Here is an 18631-nt window from a genome sequence, read left to right on the forward strand (position 1 = left end):
GTGAATTCCTTTTTCGTTGTGAGGTGAGCGTTGTGTCAGCGACCGAGAACCAGTTGCTGATACCTTTTCGGGGTCATGCCGTATACCGGCTTGAAGCGCCGGTTAAAGTGGCTGAGGTCGGTAAATCCGTAATCGAACACCACATCGTTCAGGTCAGCACCGTTCGCCAGTGCCTCACGGGCACGGTTAATACGGCTGTTGAGCACATACTGGTGTGGGGTGATACCAAATTGTTGCCGGAACAGGCGCAGAAAATGGTATTTAGACAGGTTTGCTGCGTCGCTGATCTGGTCAAGCGAGAGTTCATCTTTAAGGTGGGCTTCTATATAGTCCCGTGCCTGCAGCAACAAGCGGTCAGTTTTACTGCGGCGGATATCCCCGTTCCAGCGGGCAAAGCGTTGGGCAATCCGGCTGGCTATCTGGTAGAGCTCGCACTCCTGCTGCAAGGGATCAGCGCCCGGGCTGTCAATCATTGCCGCCAGATTAAGCAGGGTCTGTTGCAGTGGCTGATCCTGCAACAATGTGTCAGGCACCTGAAAATCTTCGCTGTTGGCAATGCCGGCTGCCTGCAGCATCGGTTGCAACTGAGTTGGATGAATATAAAGCATCCGGTACTGCAGCGGTGTGCTGTCACCGGAGTGGCCATCATGAATCTGTCCGGGGTTGAACAGCATAATGTTACCGGGTTGGCTGCTGTGGAAAGCGCCTCCGGAGAAAAAATTCTGCCGGCCTTTTAGGGTAACCCCTAAGGCATATTCCTCATGGGCGTGTTTGCCATAAGAGAAATCGGCCATCTCCGCCTGAAGCAGGGTGACCTGATCCAGGTGTGGGCTTTTCTGATAGTGGAAGTTATTACTGGAATCCATCCGCTTACGACTCTGTTCAACAGGCTTAATTTAACCGACTTTGAGTCTTAAGTTTAGGGCCTTACCGGGAACAGGAATTGGACAAAATTGCTCGATTGAGGGGAATCACTCAGTCAGCACAGCTAAAGGCCCTGTCATTCGCGCAGACGATGGCAGTTTTCAGGCCTCAATTGGGCAGCAGTCAGATCCGTTCTCCTCTGCGTTACCTGCGAAAACACACTTACAGCGAAGAGTTACTTGCAATTTTGCAGGCAGCAATTATTATTCTCGCAAATGAGAATCGTTATCATTCAATTGTAAATCCCTAATGTAGCTGGTTGTAATTAAGATGAACAAGATAAGCGGGTTAAGTTTAAAGAGTAAGGTGGGACTGAGTTTTGGCTTTGTATTACTGCTGTTAGTAGCTGCGTCGTTCTCTGGCATCTCCGGATTGCAGCATTCGGAAAGCGGTTTTATCCAGTACCGGGAGCTGGCAAGAGATACAAACCTTGCCGGGCGCTTGCAGGCCAATATGCTGGAGGTTCAGATGGAGGTAAAAAGCTACCTTATTCATCACGATGAGGAGAGTCTGGCGCGCTACCAGCAGCGAAAAGCTGCCATGAATACGTTTCTTGAACAGGCACGGGTGGAGATTACTCATCCCGAGCGTAAATCGCTGATCCGGGAAACAAGTGACCTCTGGCAGGCCTATGAAAACACCTTTACTGCCATGATTGATCTGGTGAATAAGGAAGATCAGCTCTATTACAACGTACTGGCCCAGCAGGGGCCGGTGATGCGAAAAAATATCACCCAGTTACGTGAGTACCTGAAACAGCAGGGCGAAACTGAAAACGTTTATATTGTTGCTGATCTGCAGGAAGACCTGTTGCTGGCTCGCCTGTATCTGGTTCGCTTTATGGAAAAAAACCATCAGGAAGATTTCGATATCGCAATCAACAAGCTTGAAGGGGCCTTACCGGCTCATAGTATCCGTCTGCAGGAGAGGGGGCTGGATACTCAGGCTAATACCTATCTGCAACAGTTCAATCAGGCGAGTCGACAGTATGCTGAGGCAACACGCCAGATTCATGAGGTGATCAACCAGCAGAATCTGATGATCAGCAAAAAGCTGGAAACGATCGGTCCGCAGGTGGCGGATAATGTTGAGGAGGTCAAACTCTCTGTTATGGCGCAGCAGGATGAACTGGGGCCACAACTGCAGGCGCGGAATCATCAGGATCTGGTATTGGTCAGCAGCATTTCAGCTCTGGCGGTGGTACTCGGTGTGATATTTGCGTTTGCTATTACGCGTATGATTACCCGGCCGATACTGCGTGTGGTTGAGTTTGCCAATGTACTGGCATCGGGAGATCTGACCCAGCAACTGAATATCACCAGTCGGGATGAGGTTGGTAAATTGCAGGGTTCGCTGGGTGAGACCAGTGCCAGCCTGCGGGATATGCTGCAGGAGATCAGCAGCGCCAGCTTCAATATGAGCTCATCAGCGGAGGAGCTGGCGGTACTGACCGAACAGGCCCGCACCGGCACTCTGCAGCAGCAGGAGGAGACTGATCAGGTGGCTACCGCCGTGACGGAGATGGCGTATACCGCTCAGCATGTATCAGATAATGCCGCCGCGGCTGCTTCTTCTGCTGACAGTGCCAATCATCAGGTAGATCAGGGGCGGATGAAAATGCGTACCGCCACTGAGGGGATGACCCGACTCTCTTCCAGCCTGAACCGGACGTCCCAGGAGGTGGAGCACCTGCAGCAGAAAACCCGGGATATTAACGCCATTCTGGATGTGATCCGGGAGATTGCCGAGCAGACTAATCTGCTGGCACTGAACGCTGCGATCGAGGCTGCACGGGCCGGTGAGCAGGGCAGAGGCTTTGCGGTGGTGGCTGACGAAGTGCGCGGCCTGGCTCAGCGTACACAGCAATCTACAGAGATGATCCATCAACTGATCGGTGATCTGCAGGAAAGGGCCAACCTCAGCGTATCGGTGATGAGTGAGGGTACCCGTGAGGCTAGTGAATGTATCATTCTGGTGGATCAGGCGGATTCTGCACTGAACCAGATCAGTCTGGCGGTGAAACAGATGAATGATGTGAACGCCCAGATTGCCAGCTCTGCCGAGCAGCAGAGCGTAGTCGCGGAGCAGATTAGCAACAGTATCAGTAATGTCAGGGTCATTGCCGAACAAAGCCGGGCGGCAGCGGACGAAACAGCCAATTCCAGTATCGCACTGAGTGATGTGGCTAACCGTCTGCGAGAGATGGTACAGCGCTTCAGATTAAGCGCTTAATCGCTGGCATAACAATACATTATTAAGAATCATCAGCGCGGTCAGACGGGTTAAGGCGTTTCAGCCAGTCTGGCCGCCAGGTGGTCAATCAGCATTCTTACCTTGGGCGAGACAAAACGGTTGTTGGGAAACAACGCCCAGATGCCTTCATCTGAGGGTTGGTAATTAGCCAGTACGGCGATCAGCTCCCGGCTATCGAGGTAGGGCTGTACGTAGTAATCAGGCAACTGAACCAACCCAATTCCTTTTAAAGCGGCGTCCGTCAATGCCTGTCCGCTGTTATAGCGCAGGCTTCCTTTAATCTTGACGTTACGTTCCATCCCATGTTGCTGAAAACGCCAGAACTCAAGTGTCCCCTGCAGACAGTTGTGCTGATCCAGCTCTTCGAGCAGGTGGGGTTCACCGCGGGTTGCCAGATAATGCGGGCTGGCACAGACATAAAGCCGGCGTGAAGAGAGACGTTTGGCCATCAGACTGGAATCCTCCAGCCGGCCCAGACGAATAGCCAGATCATAACCGGAATCCACCAGATCGAGTTTCTGATTGGTGAAATGGATCTCTATCTCGACCGCCGGATAATTGACCGAAAATTCGTTTATCAGCGGGGCTATCCGGCTTTCGCCGAAGGTAGTGGGAGCGGTCAGCCGCAGCCGACCCCGGGGGGCGCTCTGGTACTGGGTGACGGCCCGCTCAGCTTCCTCCAGCCCATCGACCAGTTGCCGGCAATGCTGGTAATAAAGGTCGCCGGCTTCTGTGATCGATACTTTGCGGGTGGTTCGATAAAACAGTTTGGTGGCAAGGCGATCTTCCAGCGCGCTGATCTGGCGGCTGACCTGTGCAGTCGAGATCCCAAGTTGACGGGCAGCCTGGGTGAAACTGCTGGTTTCTGCAACGGCAACAAACTCAGTTATTCCATCCCATTGAATCATTGTTACACCACAGAAAAAGTAATTTGCAGAAGCGTCATATTATCACTTGTGAGTAATTAACTACAATGAATGCATCTGAAGGAGTGACCTGTCTGGCAGAACCGCCGGGCGGTGTGCCCCGAAACGAAATCTGTGTTTAAAGCGTCTGAGGTTGTTATGAGTGAAGGAATGATCAAATCAAAAGCGGCGATTGCCTGGGGCCCAAACCAGCCACTGTCGATTGAAGAAGTGGATGTGATGCCACCGCAGAAAGGCGAAGTGCGGGTGCGTATCGTGGCTACCGGTGTCTGCCATACGGATGCTTTCACCCTTTCCGGTGAAGATCCGGAAGGTATCTTCCCGGCGATTCTGGGACATGAAGGTGGTGGTATCGTTGAAGCGGTGGGTGAAGGTGTGACCAGCCTGGAAGTAGGTGATCACGTGATCCCCCTGTATACGCCGGAGTGTGGTGAATGTAAGTTCTGTCTGTCAGGTAAAACCAACCTCTGTCAGAAGATTCGTGAAACGCAGGGTAAAGGCCTGATGCCGGATGGCACGACCCGTTTTTATAAAGACGGTCAGCCGATCTATCACTACATGGGTTGCTCCACGTTCTCTGAATATACCGTGCTGCCGGAGATCTCTCTGGCCAAGGTTAACAAATCTGCGCCGCTTGAAGAGGTCTGTCTGCTGGGTTGTGGTGTGACCACCGGTATGGGTGCGGTAATGAACACGGCTAAGGTGGAAGAGGGGGCAACCGTTGCGATCTTCGGTATGGGAGGTATCGGCCTTTCTGCGGTGATTGGTGCGGTAATGGCCAAAGCCAGTCGTATCATTGCGGTAGATATTAATGACAGCAAATTCGAACTGGCCAAACAGTTGGGTGCGACAGACTGCATCAACCCGAAAGAGTACGACAAACCGATTCAGGAAGTGATTGTAGAGCTGACCGATGGCGGCGTTGATTACTCTTTTGAATGTATTGGCAATGTTGATGTGATGCGCTCCGCGCTTGAGTGCTGCCATAAAGGCTGGGGCGAGTCGGTGATCATCGGTGTAGCGGGCGCGGGTCAGGAGATCTCTACCCGTCCGTTCCAACTGGTTACAGGTCGTGTATGGCGCGGTACCGCTTTTGGGGGTGTTAAAGGCCGTTCAGAACTGCCGCAGATCGTTGAGCGCTACCTCGATGGTGAGTTTAAGCTGAGCGACTTTATTACGCATACCATGGGACTTGAGCAGATCAACGAAGCGTTTGACCTGATGCATGAGGGTAAGAGTATTCGTAGTGTGATTCACTTCGACAAGTAATCCCAGCGCGCAGCCCCGCCCTGTGCGGGGCTGCAGGAGTGCTTATGAGTGTAGAAAATCTGACCCAGAACCGCTGTTTTGGCGGCTGGATGAAGCAGTATCAGCATCAGTCTGCAGTGCTGAATTGCAGTATGCGATTCAGTATCTATCTGCCACCTCAGGTCAATGAGGGGGAGCGGGTGCCGGTACTTTACTGGCTATCGGGGCTGACCTGCACCGATGAAAACTTTATGCAGAAAGCCGGGGCGCAGCGCATTGCGGCCGAGCTCGGTATCGCCGTAGTTGCACCCGACACCAGTCCACGTGGCGAAACCGTCGCCGACGATGCAGACGGTGCGTATGACCTGGGTCTGGGGGCAGGGTTCTATCTCAATGCCACAGAGCAACCCTGGTCAGAGCACTATCAGATGTATGATTACATCACCCGGGAGTTACCTGCGCTGGTGGAGGAGTTGTTTCCGGTGACGGATAAGCGTGCCATCTCCGGACACTCCATGGGCGGTCACGGTGCGATTACGATTGCACTGAAGAACCCGGCAGCTTACTGCTCGGTTTCTGCGTTCAGTCCGATCTGTAATCCGATGCAATGTCCGTGGGGGCAGAAAGCGTTCACGGCCTATCTGGGGGCCGATAAGCGTCTCTGGCAGGCGTATGATGCCTGTTATCTGCTGCGTGAGAGCCAGGATCAACTGCCGATGCTGGTCGATCAGGGCAATGCGGATCAGTTCCTTGAAGAGCAGTTGCGTCCTGAAACACTGGTAGCTGCGGCAGAAAGTCGTGATTATCCGCTGCAGATGCGTCAGCACGATGGCTATGATCACAGTTATTACTTTATCGCCAGCTTCATCGAAGATCATCTGCGTTTCCATGCGCAGTATCTGAATCAGGCCTGAGCCTGCCAAACCCCAGCCGGTGGTCGATTTGCTGGCTGGTGTTGTCGCCGAATCACTCCGGGCGACTCTCTGCGGGGCTTACCTGCCTCCAGTTTCCAACCGCACAAGCCTCATCTATGCTTAACTGAGTTACCTCAGCCGGGCCCGGGTCCGCATGCATACAGGGTATTTCGGTCATAAAGCCGCAGTTTGGCGAGCCTCTGTTTTTGAACGCTTAATAGGGACGGAACCATGATTCCAGCGCAAAAACCAGCTACAGAACAGCAGCGACTGGCTGCCTTGCAGAGTTATCATATTCTGGATACTCCTGAGGAACAGGAGTTTAATGACCTCGCACGGCTTGCATCAGAAATCTGTGAAGCTCCCATTGCACTGGTCAGCCTGATTGATGCAGAAAGGCAGTGGTTCAAGGCGCATATCGGTTTAGACAGTTGCCGTGAAACACCCCGGGACTGGGCTTTTTGTGCCCACGCGATTCTTCAGGATGGGCTGTTTGAAGTCGAAGACGCCAGCAGTGACCCACGTTTTACAGACAACCCGCTGGTACAGGGCGAGCCGAACATTCGTTTCTATGCCGGTGCCCCTCTGATCACTCCCGATGGAGAGTCACTGGGAACCCTATGTGCCATCAGCGACCAGCCAAAACAGCTCGATGATTTTCAGCGCCGGGCTTTGCAGGTGCTCAGTCGGGAGGTGGTTGCCCGGCTGGAACTGCGCAAAAAGGTGGTTCAACTGGCGCAGGCTGATGAATTCAAATCGATCTTTCTTGCAAATGTCAGTCATGAGATCCGCACCCCGCTGAACGGTGTGATGGGGTTAACCAATCTGCTGCTGACGACCCCTTTATCGGAACAGCAAACGCAGTATACCCACTCGATTAAACGCAGTGGTGAAGCCCTGCTGCGAATCATCAATGATGTGCTGGATCTGTCGAAGGTGGAATCAGGCAAACTGGCGATTGAATCGATTCCGTTCGACCTGAATCAGTTGCTGGACGATGTGGTGGACTGTTTCAGCCAACTGGCAGCAGAGAAAGGCATCAGGCTGATTAACCGGGTCAGCACCCGAGATCACATGTTGCGTGGTGACCCCCACAGGATCCGCCAGATTCTGAGTAATCTGGTCAGTAATGCGATTAAATTTACGGAAACCGGCAGCGTCGAAATCAGTGATACCAGTCGCCACCCAAAAGAAGGGCTGGAGCTGCTGAAGCTGACTGTCACCGACACCGGCATTGGCTTAACCGTGGAGCAGCAGCAACGGCTGTTTAAGCGGTTTGAACAGGCAGATTCCTCTGCCAGCCGCGAATATGGTGGCAGCGGTTTGGGTTTAAGTATCAGTAAGCATCTTTGTGAACTGATGCGGGGTGAGATGGGAGTGCACAGTGCCCCGGGAAAGGGCTCGGCCTTCTGGATTGCACTGCCTCTGCATACTACGGATGAGGAGGTTATCAGGCAGGCACCTCAGCCGGATAACCCGACGCAGCAGTTTATGGGGCGGGTGCTGGTGGCGGAAGATAACCGGGTCAATCAGATCGTTATCCGCGGTTTGCTGACACAGTTCGGGCTGGATGTGGAGTGTGTCGAAAATGGCGCACTGGCGCTCAGTAAACTTAAAACGAATTTCTACGATATGGTGATGATGGATTGCCAGATGCCCGTTATGGATGGGTTTGAAGCGGTGCGAAATATCCATGACGTCAACACCTCGGTGCTGAACCCCCATGCACCGATTGTAGCGATGACCGCCAATGCCATGGAGTCTGACCGGCAAGCCTGCCGGGAGGCCGGAATGGAGGAGTTCCTGCCTAAACCGATCGAGCCTGAGGCATTGCGAGATGTGTTATCCCGCTGGCTGACACCGGCACCGGCTCAGGTCTCGCAACCGGCACCGGCCCGGCCTGAACCTGATCCTACGCCGGTGCAGAGCCCTTTAGATGCACCAACCGAACTGCACAAAGTCCTGAATTACGCCGCCTACCGACCTGAGTGGGTAGAGCCGCTTAAGGGACAGGGCGATAATCTTGAAAACATCTATCGGGTGTTCTGGAATAACGCGCCGCAGGAGATAAACGAGTTGAGTCAGGCGCTGATCCGGCAGGATCTGGTTGCGGCGGGCCGGGTAGCTCATTCGATCAAAGGCAGCGCCCGTATCCTTGGCGGCGAGCGACTCTGGGCACTGGCACACTTCATCGAGCAGCAGGCCAGCGCCGGGGTTGAAATGTCTCCCCGGCAGTTAGTCGGTTATCTGGAAAACTGCCTGGATGATTTCAAAACTGCGGTTAATGACGCGAAATAAGATAAGCCCCTGCCGCGGCCATAATTGAGCCCGCGCTGCGGTTGAGACGTTGCATGGCCCGTTCTGATTTGAACCAGTTACGGGCTTTGCTGGCAAACAGGGCGATCATCATCAGACCCAGCATCAGGCCGATCAGAGTGAGCAGGGCGGCCAGCCCGATATCGCTGTTGTCCAGTACGCTCAGATCCATAAAAGTGGGCAGGAAAGCGATATAGAACAGAATGACTTTCGGGTTGGAAGCTGAGATCAGAAAACCCTGAAGAAATCCCAGCAGTGCGCCACGACGGCCCTGCTGGTGCTGTTCTGCACTTTCAAGATCCAGTGGGGCTGTCCACATCTTCCAGCCCAGATAGACCAGATAGATAGCACCGACCACCCGGATCAGGGTAAACAGTTCACTCCAGTTGCTGGCGATTACTGCCAGACCATAGCAGGCCGCAATCAGGTAGAGAATATCGCTGATTGTCATACCCAGCGCCAGAAACAGGCAGGAACCTGCACCTTGCATCAGGGCACGGGCGAGGATCGCGAACACCCCGGGACCGGGCGTGATGCCAAAGATAAAAATAGCAATGAAAAATGAGATCGCACTTTCTACGCTCATGATCAGTATCCGGTCAGCATTGAACGTTACATAAGAACAGGAAGTGTGAATTTAACTCCCCAGCAGGGAAAGTACCAGCCCCCGGTTGGCATTGGCCTGAGCCTGAACGGCAATGCCGGCCTGCTCCTGTATCTGGGCTGCGGAGCGCTCAGACAGCGCTTTGGCATAATCCGTATCACCAATCCGGGAGGCGGATTCAGCCTGACTTAGATTGGATTCGGTGAGACGGTTGATACCGGATTCAAGCCGGCTCTGGCTGGCGCCGATCTCACCACTGACGGTACTGAGGTAGCTCTGGCTCTGGTCGATAATATCCAGTGCACCGGGGTCACTGATATTCAGACTTAACAAACCCAGATCGCCCAGCTCGCCGGCAACATTAAACCGCTGTATATCCTGACCATCGTCGGCGGAAGACCCGGTCTGCAGACGCACGGATCCCTCTTCACTGAGTAATGACTGGTTATTGAACTGGCTCTGGGAAAGGGTGTCGCTGATGCCGGAGAGGAGGGCATCGGCTTCTTTCTGCAAAGCTGCGCGGTCGCTGTCGTTGAGAATGCCATTCTGAGCCTGCACCGACAGCTCCCGTATCCTCTGCAGGGAGTCATTAACCTGATTAACCCCGCCATCGGCAATCTGCAGGGCAGAGATGCCGTCCATGCTATTGCGGATTGCACTGCTGTTGCTGAGGATATCGCTCTGCAGATTGATCAGAACCTGTAGTCCGGCCGGATCCACAGCCGCATTGTTGATGCGCTGCCCTGAGATGAGCTGTTTCTCATTCTCTTCGATGCGGTTTCGCACCTGATTAAACAGAGAATAGGATTGGCTGCTGCTTACACCTGTTGGATTAATCGGCATGGGGGACTCCTGAACAACTGCCTACAGTATAGTGCGCGAATCTTCTGCCGAAGTTGATTAATCTTCATACGTGCCGTAATCATAATGGCGCGCAGGAACCCTTACAGCCAGCCCAGAAGCTGCCACCACAGATAGTCCAGCGGAAACAGTATCAGCAGGGTAACCGGGGTCATCGCCAGACAAAGTCGCAGGGCGTGACGCAGGGGCACTTTTGCCAGCGACATACCGACAATCAGCGGCGCCGACTGAAACGGCAGAACGATGGTCGAGAAGCCCAGTACCTGTGTCATCAGTACTGCCTGCAAACTAAAACCGCTGTTCTGGCTGAACTGTTCGGCAAAAGGCGTCAGCACGGCCGGTACGCCGGCCAACGTGGTGAAAATACTGGTAACAAAGGCCGTCAGCGAGAGCGAGAAGAAGCTCAGCAGACTGTTTTCAGGTGACAGGGGCAGCCATTGATTAAGCTGACTACCGACCAGATCGCCGAGTCCGCTATGGTTGAACAGGGTGCCAAGGCCGAGAATACCGGCCACAAAGATCAGTGAGCTGATATTAAACTGGTTGTTGAAGCTCTGCTGACTGACCAGACCGATCCCCGGCATTAACAGAATACAGGCGGTTGCCAGCCCGATCCAGGCAGCGGAGATATGGTGCAGTGAATCACTCAGCCAGAAAAGCAGTGTGATGGTCAGCAGTACCAGCAGCCGCCACTCCGGTGCTGACAGGGTTTGCGCTGCGCTGGTGTCGTCATTGCGTCTGGGATGATCCGGGTAGAGCCAGAGAATGGCCGCAACAATCAGGATGCCTTTGAGCAGGCCCAGCACCGGGAAATGCAGCAGCAGGTATTCACCGTAAAGCGGAGTCCACTGGTGGATGGTCTCGGCCGCGCCGATCATCACCATATTCGGGACGTTAGCCGGGAGAATTGCAAAAGTAGGGATATGGCAGCCGAAAATAGCCGCCAGAGCGACGCCAATATACCCATTACTGCCCGCTGCAAACCCGCAACGCTGAGCAATGGCCATCGCAATCGGAATACACAGCACCGCCCGGCCCATGGAGGAGGGCATCAGGAAGCCGAGCAGGGTCGTCATCAGCACGATGCCGCCAATCAGTTTCAGGTAACTACTGTCGAGATGGCTGGAAAATCCGGCAGCAATCCGTTTTGCCAGCCCGGTTTCATTGATGGCGATTCCAATAATTAAACCGGCAAAAATCAACCAGCAGGCAGTAGAGGCAAACCCGGAAAACACGACATTGGCAGGCGCTGCTGCTGTGAGCATGGCCAGAGCCATAAAGATCAGCGCGGTCAGATGTTCCGGCAGGGCGCTGGTGGCAAAGAGAATGATGGCACCGAGGATAAGCGCGGCTGAGAGTTGTTGCTGCAGAGTCAGCGAACCGGTCAGAGGGCTGAAGAAAATACCCAGCAGCATCAAGACAAGGCTCAGCAGGGCAAACAGATGGGAGCGGCTAAGGGACATGGTGATCACTCTCTTGGGTCAGTACCGGATCATTGTGCCAAGAAACGGAACTATATATAGTCGATAAAAAGACAAAAAGTATCGAATATAGGACAGGCTTGTGTCACCCAGTCATGCATCAAAGCGTCTGCCTTCACAGATAGGCCAGCGAATCGATCCGGACCGGCCCATCATCGGTTTACGGGGTCGTCTGGCGGCGAATGTGGACATGGATCCACACGCCCATCCGCGGGCGCAGCTTGCCTATGCGGCTGAAGGCATTATCCGGGTCTATACCAATGCCGGTGTCTGGGTGGTGCCGCCGAGTCAGGCGGTATGGATACCGGGAGGGATTGAACACCGCACCACGGCAGATGTCAGTGCTGAGCTGCGTCATCTGTTTATTGATCCGGCCTATCAGCAGGCGCTGTCATCGCAGTGCAGTGTGGTTGAAGTGTCACCCCTGTTACGGGAATTGATACTGCGGGTGGCGGACTTTGGGGAGGACTACGCTGCTGATAGCCCTGCGCGGCGGATCTGTGCCGTGATTCTGGATGAACTGCAGGCACTGAAACCCTCTCTGCTGCATCTGCCGGGAGCATCTGACCGGCGTTTGCAGCGGGTGATGCAGGCGATGATTGCAGCACCCAATGCGGAGCTGGGGCTGGATTACTGGGCCGGACGCAGTGGCGCCAGTGCGCGGACTATCAGTCGTTTATTTACTAAGGAGACCGGAATGAGTTTTCAGCAATGGCGACGTCAGTTGCTCTTGCAGGAGGCGGTTGATCGGCTGGGTAAAGGGCAGGCGGTAACGGATATTGCACTGGAACTGGGTTATCGCAGCCCCAGTGCATTTGTCGCCATGTTTCGTAAGGCTCTGGGCAGGCCTCCGGGGCAGTATTTTCGTGAATCCCCGGTTTAACGGGGATCCATAGAGAAAATGTCCGGATGCTGTGACAGGGTATCGACCAGTAGTTGCATCTCTGCATCGGTACCGATACTGATACGCAGGTAGTTATCGATGCCTGGTTTACTGAAATGGCGAACCAGCACGTTCTTGCTGCGCAGAAAACCCATCAGCTCAGCGGCTTCGATAAAACGGTGGCGGCTGAACAGGAAGTTGGTTTTTGAAGGCAGGCTGACAAAGCCCAGTTCTGCCAGACGGTCGCAGGTCCATTCACGGCTGGCAATAATCTTATTGCAGCTCTCCTCGAAGTACTCCTGATCTTCAATCGCTGCCACGGCGGACTCGATTGCCAGCATATCCAGCGGATAGGAGTTAAAACTGTTTTTAACCCGTTCCAGACCCTCGATCAGGGTTTCGTGCCCGATGGCAAAACCCACCCGCATACCGGCCAGTGAGCGTGATTTAGAGAAGGTCTGAATAACCAGCAGGTTGTCGTATTGACGGGTCAGTTCAACAGCAGAGCTAGCACCGAAGTCGACGTATGCTTCATCGACGACCACAACGGACTCGGTATTACGCTGCAGCAGGGTTTCGATCTCACCCAGTTCAATCGCCCGACTGGTGGGCGCGTTGGGGTTGGCAAAAATAATACCGCCGTTAGGCTGGTCATAATCACTCAACTCCAGCGTAAATTCATCCCGCAATGGGATCTGCCGGAACTCCACATCATAGAGATTGCAGTACACCGGATAAAAGCTGTAGGTGAACTCTGGCATCAGCAGCGGCTGAGGTTGCTGGAAGAACGCTGCAAAGGTATGTGCCAGCACCTCATCAGAACCATTACCTACAAAAACCTGACCGCGCTCAACCGCAAAATGGCTGGCAATGGCGTCTTTCAGCCGGGTGCAGTCCGGATCGGAGTAGAGACGCAGACGGTCGGTGTCGAACTCCCGAATAACCGCTGCGGCTTTGGGCGAAGGCGGGTAGGGGTTTTCATTGGTATTGAGTTTGGTGATACCCGCCTGTTTTGGCTGCTCGCCGGGGACATAGGGGGTAAGGCGCTTAATTGCGTCACTCCAGTATTTGCTCATTATCTTATCCGTTGTCATGGTCGTAGCGCGGGCGCCGGACCTTAGGTACTTAAGCGGTGCCCAGCATAGCAAAAAAGCGGAAACGGCATAAGCCTGAACTTGTACGGATAGATTTAATTATACCGTTATCTTATTGAGTTTTTTTACTTAGTAAAAACCGGTCGACAGGGGCGGGGGCACCTGTCGATCCCGCCACTTATGCGCGCTGGCTATCGATATAATGTGCAGTAACGCTGTCCATGGTGCTGACGTGATTGATAAACCAGGGGACGAGGGTGTCCTGCAGATAGTGCTGAAGCGCTTCAGCATCAGCGAGTTCATGCCAGCGCAGAATAACCCCGGAGAGTTCTTCAATTACCCGTTCATGTTCCCCTTTATGGCATGCATAAGGCGGGAAACCCACTGCACGCATCTGTTCCTCTTCACGGGCGAAGTGATCCTGATTGTGCTGGAGGAACTTATCGAGCGTATGGCTGATTTTCTCCTGATCCGCATCACTGAGGGCCGCTTCGATCTGGTTCAGCAGATCTACGGCTTCATGGTGATCATCATTCATAAAATCGACCTTAACCCGGGGGACGGTCTGGGGTTCAATCATCGGCATAGCAGCCACTCCGTACAAAATGAGGAAGGCTATCTTAGCCTCATGTGGGGGGGAGCCGTGTTGACCCGTGTCAAATAAGGTATATTCAAAATACATCTTAATGTTTGCAGGTAACTGCAATATCCCGCTGCGACGTCAATAAGATCATCAAGGGTGCAGACAGCCCTCAGACTGGCAGTTTCATTCACAAAAAAACCGATGTTCAGGCTGGAAAAACAACCGTTTTGGGGGATTTATGCGCAGAGCCGCCTGCCGAGGTGAAAGGACTGGTAGGTGCAGTCCGGGCTTTCAGCGCCAGTTTATCCAGTAGCTGTAATCGACCCGGCTGGATTGTTGCAGGGTTTGCCAGAAGGTTGTGCTGGGCTTGCCTGCACATTCAACGCCGCTGAACTCAGGTTCTGCCCAGCCTGTCTGACCACCCATATATTCACGCTGATAACCCCAGCTTCCGCAGGCCAGTACGCTGTCATAGCCTCTGTCCCGCTCACATACTGCACAGGTTTCAAAGCTGACCTGAATATCTTTTCCTTCTACCCCGTAGGCATCGGAGACGTAAGGGGTGTCGTAGATTGACACATCGGAGCGGCGTAAAGGCTGCCCCTGCCAGGGTTTGTCTGTGTCATCGGTCGGCGTATTGTGCCAGCCGTAGCCGTGTTCGAGCGGCGCGTTATCGTAAAACGGATTACTGAAGTTGTCGGGTACATCCACCTGAACCCGGCTTTCTCCGGGCATCAGGCGAGCGCTGGTTTTACGAATCTGAAGAATACGGTAGCGATCACAATCCGCCAGATTCAGTCCCTCGACCTGACCGCTGTAACTGTTCTGGAGGTGGATCTCGATGCCGATACCGGTGGCATTATCGCCGGGGATGTAGCGCGCATCAGAGCGGCTGCTGTGATACCACTCCCGGGAGAAAATCAGGATTCCGATCGGTTCCTGCTGGTAAAGTACCGGGCAGACTTTGCCGATCTTCAGCGCTTCTGCACTCGCAGAGCTGAAAGTAAGCAGGGAAAATAGTGTGGCGATGACTATTCTGTAATACATCCGGTCTCCCATTGCTGGTTTAAAGCGCGGGATTTCTGGTTAAATGTATAGTCAAAGCCTAGTCAATATTGATGATTAATCCAGTTGGGAGTCGAGGAGGGATCCGATGACACAGCACCATAAAATCGATTACGTGGAATTACCCGCTGCCGATCTGAGCGCCACTAAGCGCTTTTACAGCAGCGTATTTGGCTGGAAGTTTACGGAATACGGTGAGGGTTACTCAGCGTTCAGCAGTGCCGGACTGCTCGGTGGTTTCTATCAGTCTGAACAGACCTCAAGCAGTGAGCAGGGGGCGGCGCTGGTGGTGATCTACAGCGATGATCTGGCGACCACACAGGCCCAGATCGAGGCTGCCGGAGGCCGCATCTGCCGGCCGCTGTTCGAATTTCCCGGCGGTCGCCGATTTCACTTTAAGGATCCTTGCGGCAATGAGCTGGCGGTCTGGTCAGATCAGTAGATAGCGCTGCGGGTTATAGCTGATTGGCTTTACGGTAGCGCCCCTGATAATCAAACAGCCGGGTCTGCACCCGCCAGAAGCGATTTTTCTGGCGGGCAATCACAAAGTCCGGAGCGGTCAGGAAGGCCGCAAATGACACGGCCTCTTCTGCTGTGTTGAATGTCTGTGGAGCGCGCCCCTGTGCAAACCGTCTGGCGAACAGGCGGTTGAAAAGGCGACGCTGAGCCTGTTTGGAAAAATCAAATTGCTCCCTGAGCTCTTCTCCATCTTCACCGTGATAATTGACAATCAGTTTGCTGCCCTGATTTTCAAGACTGATCCCGGCGCAACGCATGACCATGGCATCCTTCAGCTTAAGTGCATCTCTGAGCTGATCATCCGGGTCAATGATTGCCTCGCTGCACTGGTGACAGTTGCGCGCGGCGATATCATTTTCTGCATTGCAATGGGGGCACTCCTTAAAGCGGAACCGGTAGTCGCACTGCATCGGCTTGATGTTAGCTGTCTCTGAGTCCAGCAGACCCTGACAACGGCGGCCGAAGTGCTCGAGCACGTTGCCCTGATCATCGCTGCGTCCCCAGAACACATTGGCGAATCCACAAGCGGGGCAGAACACCTGTACCGGTTTGGTATCTTTGGCCGGACGTTTCTCACCCACTTCGGGATGGTGCAGATTAAACTGGTTGCCGGCGTAATCAATCACCAGACAATTCTCTTTACCTTCAGCCAGCCGCAAACCCCGGCCGACAATCTGTTGATACAGGCTGACTGACTGGGTTGGCCGGAGAATAGCAATAAAATCCACATGGGGCGCATCGAATCCGGTCGTGAGCACCGCCACGTTGACCAGATACTTAAGCTGTTTGCGTTTAAAGCGTGAGATCAGATCATCGCGCTCCTGCTGGGGCGTGTCCCCGGTAATCAACGCACACTGACCGGCGGGCAGATAGTCGGCTATCTCGGCCGCATGCCGGCGCGTGGCTGCAAAGATCATGACGCCCTGTCTTGCCGCCGCCTGTTCTTCTACCTGCTCGATGATCGCCCGGGTTACCCGAGTGTACTTACCCAGCAACTGGTTGATATCGGCTTCGCTGTATTCGCCGAAACGGTTCTCCGGCAGCACCGAAAAGTCATATTGGGTGACCGTGGCATCGATCAGAGTGGGTTCCGTCAGGAAGCCGTGGCGAATCATATAACTCAGCGGAAGCTCGTAGATACAGTGCTGGAAGGGCTTATCCTGTTCGCTGCGGACAAACCCCCGGTAGTGGTATCGATAGATCCAGCCCATAGCCATACGGTAGGGTGTTGCGGTCAGGCCAAGCACTTTCAGCGTCGGGTTGGCCTGTTTCAGCTTTGCAATGATTTTGCCGTACTGACTGTCATCGTTGTCGCTGATACGGTGGCACTCATCAACAATCAGCAGAGAGTACTCGTCGGTAAAGTGCTCAAGATTAGCGGCCACAGACTGGACGCTGGCAAAGGTAACCTGCTGCTGCACCTCTTTACGCTGCAGGCCTGCGGAGAAAATCCCACCACTCAGGCCATAGCTTTCGTACTTGGCGTGATTCTGTTCAACCAGCTCCTTAACGTGGGCCAGTACCAGTATCTTACGCCGTGCAAGACGCGCCAGTTCAGCAATCACCAGACTTTTTCCGGCCCCGGTGGGGAGGACAATCACGGCGGCTTCGTCACTGCGGCGAAAATGTTTCAGGGTGGCGTCAACGGCATCCTGTTGATAGGGGCGGAGTTGGAATCGACTGCTCATGGCGCGGGATTATATAAAAATTACGCTGCAATAGGGCAGAGATTGCTGAGCTGTTACCTGGCATAAAAAAACCGGCCTGGGGAGGCCGGTTTAAAGTAATCAGCAGCGATTAAGAAGGGGGATTAATCGTCTGCTTCGTCCTGATCAAACCGGGTCATAAGGTCGCGTAATACACCGAAGTTATCATCCAGTCTGGTCTGGGATTCTTCATCTGCGTCCTTGTAGCGAATATCCTGGTGGATCAGATTATCCAGCAGGTCGGCACCAAAGTCGGTGCTGTTCTGCAGGAAGCCAAGGGCTGGGCTGCTGGCAAACCGGTCAAAGTTGTTCATCAACTGACCCAGATGCCGGCCATTGTTACCCAATGGCTGCTCCATCTGCTGGACCTGTTCATATGCCGCAACGGCCGAGTAACTCATCGACTGGGACATAGTTACATTCAAGTTCATTAACTGAGATTTGTCCATCTCAAGTTCCGTTGCCTGCTCAAAAGCGTCCTGTATATCACCGCCGTAAAAATCGTCGGCGATCAGGCTCAGATCCTGCATCAGTTCTGTCAGTGCATCCAGCTCCTCTTCGTTGAGATCACCTTTGACGCTGAAGCTGTAGTTGCTGCTTGCGCTGCGCTCCATACCGAAAGCGATGGCGCTGCCATTTTCATCGGAATAGGCGCCCAGCGAGGCAGTTTCACTGGCCCGGGCAGAGAAGCGAATAGACACTTTGTCACCTTCCCGGGTCATGACATCCATGGAGAAGGATTCAGCACGGGAGAAGCGTTCTGCAGCGGCAATGGAGGTCTGACGGGCGGGCGCTGTTTGATTAGCAGGCTCCAGGCCAGCCAGCGCTTCAAAGGTCAGATCCTGAGTTTGTTCCAGAGTGGAGTTCAGCTCCGGGGTCAGGGCTCCCAGCCCGTCCAGAATTTCAGTGGCTTCTTTAAAGCCTTTTTCTACGCCACTCAGGGCGTCCTGGTACATGCGGTTAAGTTCTGCATCAGATGCACCGCGGGAGCGGGCCTGTTCAAGGCCCTGAGCGACAAAACCGGCAATCCGGGAGGCTACTTTTTCCGGTGAATAGTCATCAGCATTCAGGCCCTTCATTTCTGAAAGGCTCATGCCCGGAATATTTTCAGCCAGTTTGGAGAGCATCTGGTCGGTCGCTGATGCAGAATTACCGCCGCTTTCCTTGCCGTCAGCAAACCCACCGCTCACCAGCGTATCCTGGCGCATCTGGGAATAGGCTGTATGGCTGCTCAATAATACTTGCACGGGATTC

Annotated in this window: 16 protein-coding genes; 6 read left to right on the top strand and 10 right to left on the bottom strand. The window is 53.9% G+C overall.

Features of this window, described 5'->3' with window-relative positions:
* Positions 1–35 precede the first annotated feature (35 nt).
* On the bottom strand, positions 36–866 hold the full coding sequence (locus QUD59_RS16445) for an AraC family transcriptional regulator (protein WP_286238283.1): 831 nt from the start codon (positions 864–866) through the stop codon (positions 36–38).
* 364 nt (positions 867–1230) lie between these two features.
* Here QUD59_RS16445 and QUD59_RS16450 point away from each other — a divergent pair, with 364 nt between their 5' ends.
* Positions 1231–3156, top strand: a complete 1926-nt coding sequence (locus tag QUD59_RS16450; protein WP_286238285.1) for a methyl-accepting chemotaxis protein — start codon at positions 1231–1233, stop codon at positions 3154–3156.
* A gap of 50 nt (positions 3157–3206) precedes the next feature.
* Here the strand turns inward: QUD59_RS16450 and QUD59_RS16455 are convergent, their stop codons facing one another.
* The gene (locus QUD59_RS16455) at positions 3207–4085 is read right to left on the bottom strand and encodes a LysR family transcriptional regulator (RefSeq protein WP_286238286.1); all 879 of its coding nucleotides are present in this window, start codon (positions 4083–4085) and stop codon (positions 3207–3209) included.
* Between the two features lie 156 nt (positions 4086–4241).
* Here QUD59_RS16455 and QUD59_RS16460 point away from each other — a divergent pair, with 156 nt between their 5' ends.
* The 3 genes from QUD59_RS16460 to QUD59_RS16470 all read left to right on the top strand — a co-directional run bounded on the left by QUD59_RS16460 (position 4242) and on the right by QUD59_RS16470 (position 8563).
* On the top strand, positions 4242–5372 hold the full coding sequence (locus QUD59_RS16460; protein WP_434025353.1) for an S-(hydroxymethyl)glutathione dehydrogenase/class III alcohol dehydrogenase: 1131 nt from the start codon (positions 4242–4244) through the stop codon (positions 5370–5372).
* Positions 5373–5416: 44 nt separating this feature from the next.
* Positions 5417–6265: an S-formylglutathione hydrolase gene (fghA, locus tag QUD59_RS16465; RefSeq protein WP_286238289.1), complete on the top strand. Its 849-nt coding sequence runs from the start codon at positions 5417–5419 to the stop codon at positions 6263–6265.
* A gap of 231 nt (positions 6266–6496) precedes the next feature.
* Entirely contained in the window at positions 6497–8563 is a 2067-nt protein-coding gene (locus tag QUD59_RS16470; protein WP_286238291.1) for an ATP-binding protein, read from the top strand.
* Here the strand turns inward: QUD59_RS16470 and QUD59_RS16475 are convergent.
* From QUD59_RS16475 to QUD59_RS16485, 3 genes are all read right to left on the bottom strand, one after another.
* The gene (locus tag QUD59_RS16475; protein ID WP_286238292.1) at positions 8547–9167 is read right to left on the bottom strand and encodes a LysE family translocator; all 621 of its coding nucleotides are present in this window, start codon (positions 9165–9167) and stop codon (positions 8547–8549) included. The two genes, QUD59_RS16470 and QUD59_RS16475, sit on opposite strands and share 17 nt — an antisense overlap.
* Before the next feature lie 51 nt (positions 9168–9218).
* Entirely contained in the window at positions 9219–10028 is an 810-nt protein-coding gene (locus tag QUD59_RS16480) for a flagellin (protein ID WP_286238294.1), read from the bottom strand.
* Positions 10029–10129: 101 nt separating this feature from the next.
* Positions 10130–11509: an SLC13 family permease gene (locus tag QUD59_RS16485; RefSeq protein ID WP_286238295.1), complete on the bottom strand. Its 1380-nt coding sequence runs from the start codon at positions 11507–11509 to the stop codon at positions 10130–10132.
* Between the two features lie 100 nt (positions 11510–11609).
* On the opposite strand from QUD59_RS16485, the gene QUD59_RS16490 reads away from it, so the two are divergent.
* Positions 11610–12410, top strand: coding sequence for an AraC family transcriptional regulator (locus QUD59_RS16490; RefSeq protein ID WP_286238296.1), 801 nt, complete (start codon positions 11610–11612; stop codon positions 12408–12410).
* On the opposite strand, the gene hisC is transcribed toward QUD59_RS16490, so the two are convergent.
* From hisC to QUD59_RS16505, 3 genes are all read right to left on the bottom strand, one after another.
* The gene (gene hisC / locus QUD59_RS16495) at positions 12407–13486 is read right to left on the bottom strand and encodes a histidinol-phosphate transaminase (protein ID WP_286238297.1); all 1080 of its coding nucleotides are present in this window, start codon (positions 13484–13486) and stop codon (positions 12407–12409) included. The genes QUD59_RS16490 and hisC overlap by 4 nt on opposite strands.
* Before the next feature lie 196 nt (positions 13487–13682).
* Complete coding sequence (locus QUD59_RS16500) at positions 13683–14090, bottom strand: bacteriohemerythrin (protein WP_286238298.1); 408 nt, start codon at positions 14088–14090, stop codon at positions 13683–13685.
* A gap of 288 nt (positions 14091–14378) precedes the next feature.
* Positions 14379–15134: a hypothetical protein gene (locus QUD59_RS16505; RefSeq protein WP_286238299.1), complete on the bottom strand. Its 756-nt coding sequence runs from the start codon at positions 15132–15134 to the stop codon at positions 14379–14381.
* A gap of 106 nt (positions 15135–15240) precedes the next feature.
* Here QUD59_RS16505 and QUD59_RS16510 point away from each other — a divergent pair, with 106 nt between their 5' ends.
* Entirely contained in the window at positions 15241–15594 is a 354-nt protein-coding gene (locus QUD59_RS16510) for a VOC family protein (RefSeq protein WP_286238300.1), read from the top strand.
* 13 nt (positions 15595–15607) lie between these two features.
* On the opposite strand, the gene radD is transcribed toward QUD59_RS16510, so the two are convergent.
* Both radD and QUD59_RS16520 read right to left on the bottom strand, forming a co-directional pair.
* Positions 15608–17359 (bottom strand): DNA repair helicase RadD, encoded by a 1752-nt coding sequence (gene radD / locus QUD59_RS16515; protein WP_286238301.1) that lies wholly within the window; start codon positions 17357–17359, stop codon positions 15608–15610.
* A gap of 122 nt (positions 17360–17481) precedes the next feature.
* Positions 17482–18624 carry a DUF5610 domain-containing protein gene (locus QUD59_RS16520; protein ID WP_286238302.1) on the bottom strand — a complete coding sequence of 381 codons (1143 nt, stop codon included), beginning with the start codon at positions 18622–18624 and terminating at the stop codon, positions 17482–17484.
* Positions 18625–18631: the final 7 nt, after the last annotated feature.

The sequence above is a fragment of the Neptuniibacter halophilus genome, from assembly GCF_030295765.1.
Lineage (GTDB): Bacteria > Pseudomonadota > Gammaproteobacteria > Pseudomonadales > Balneatricaceae > Neptuniibacter > Neptuniibacter halophilus.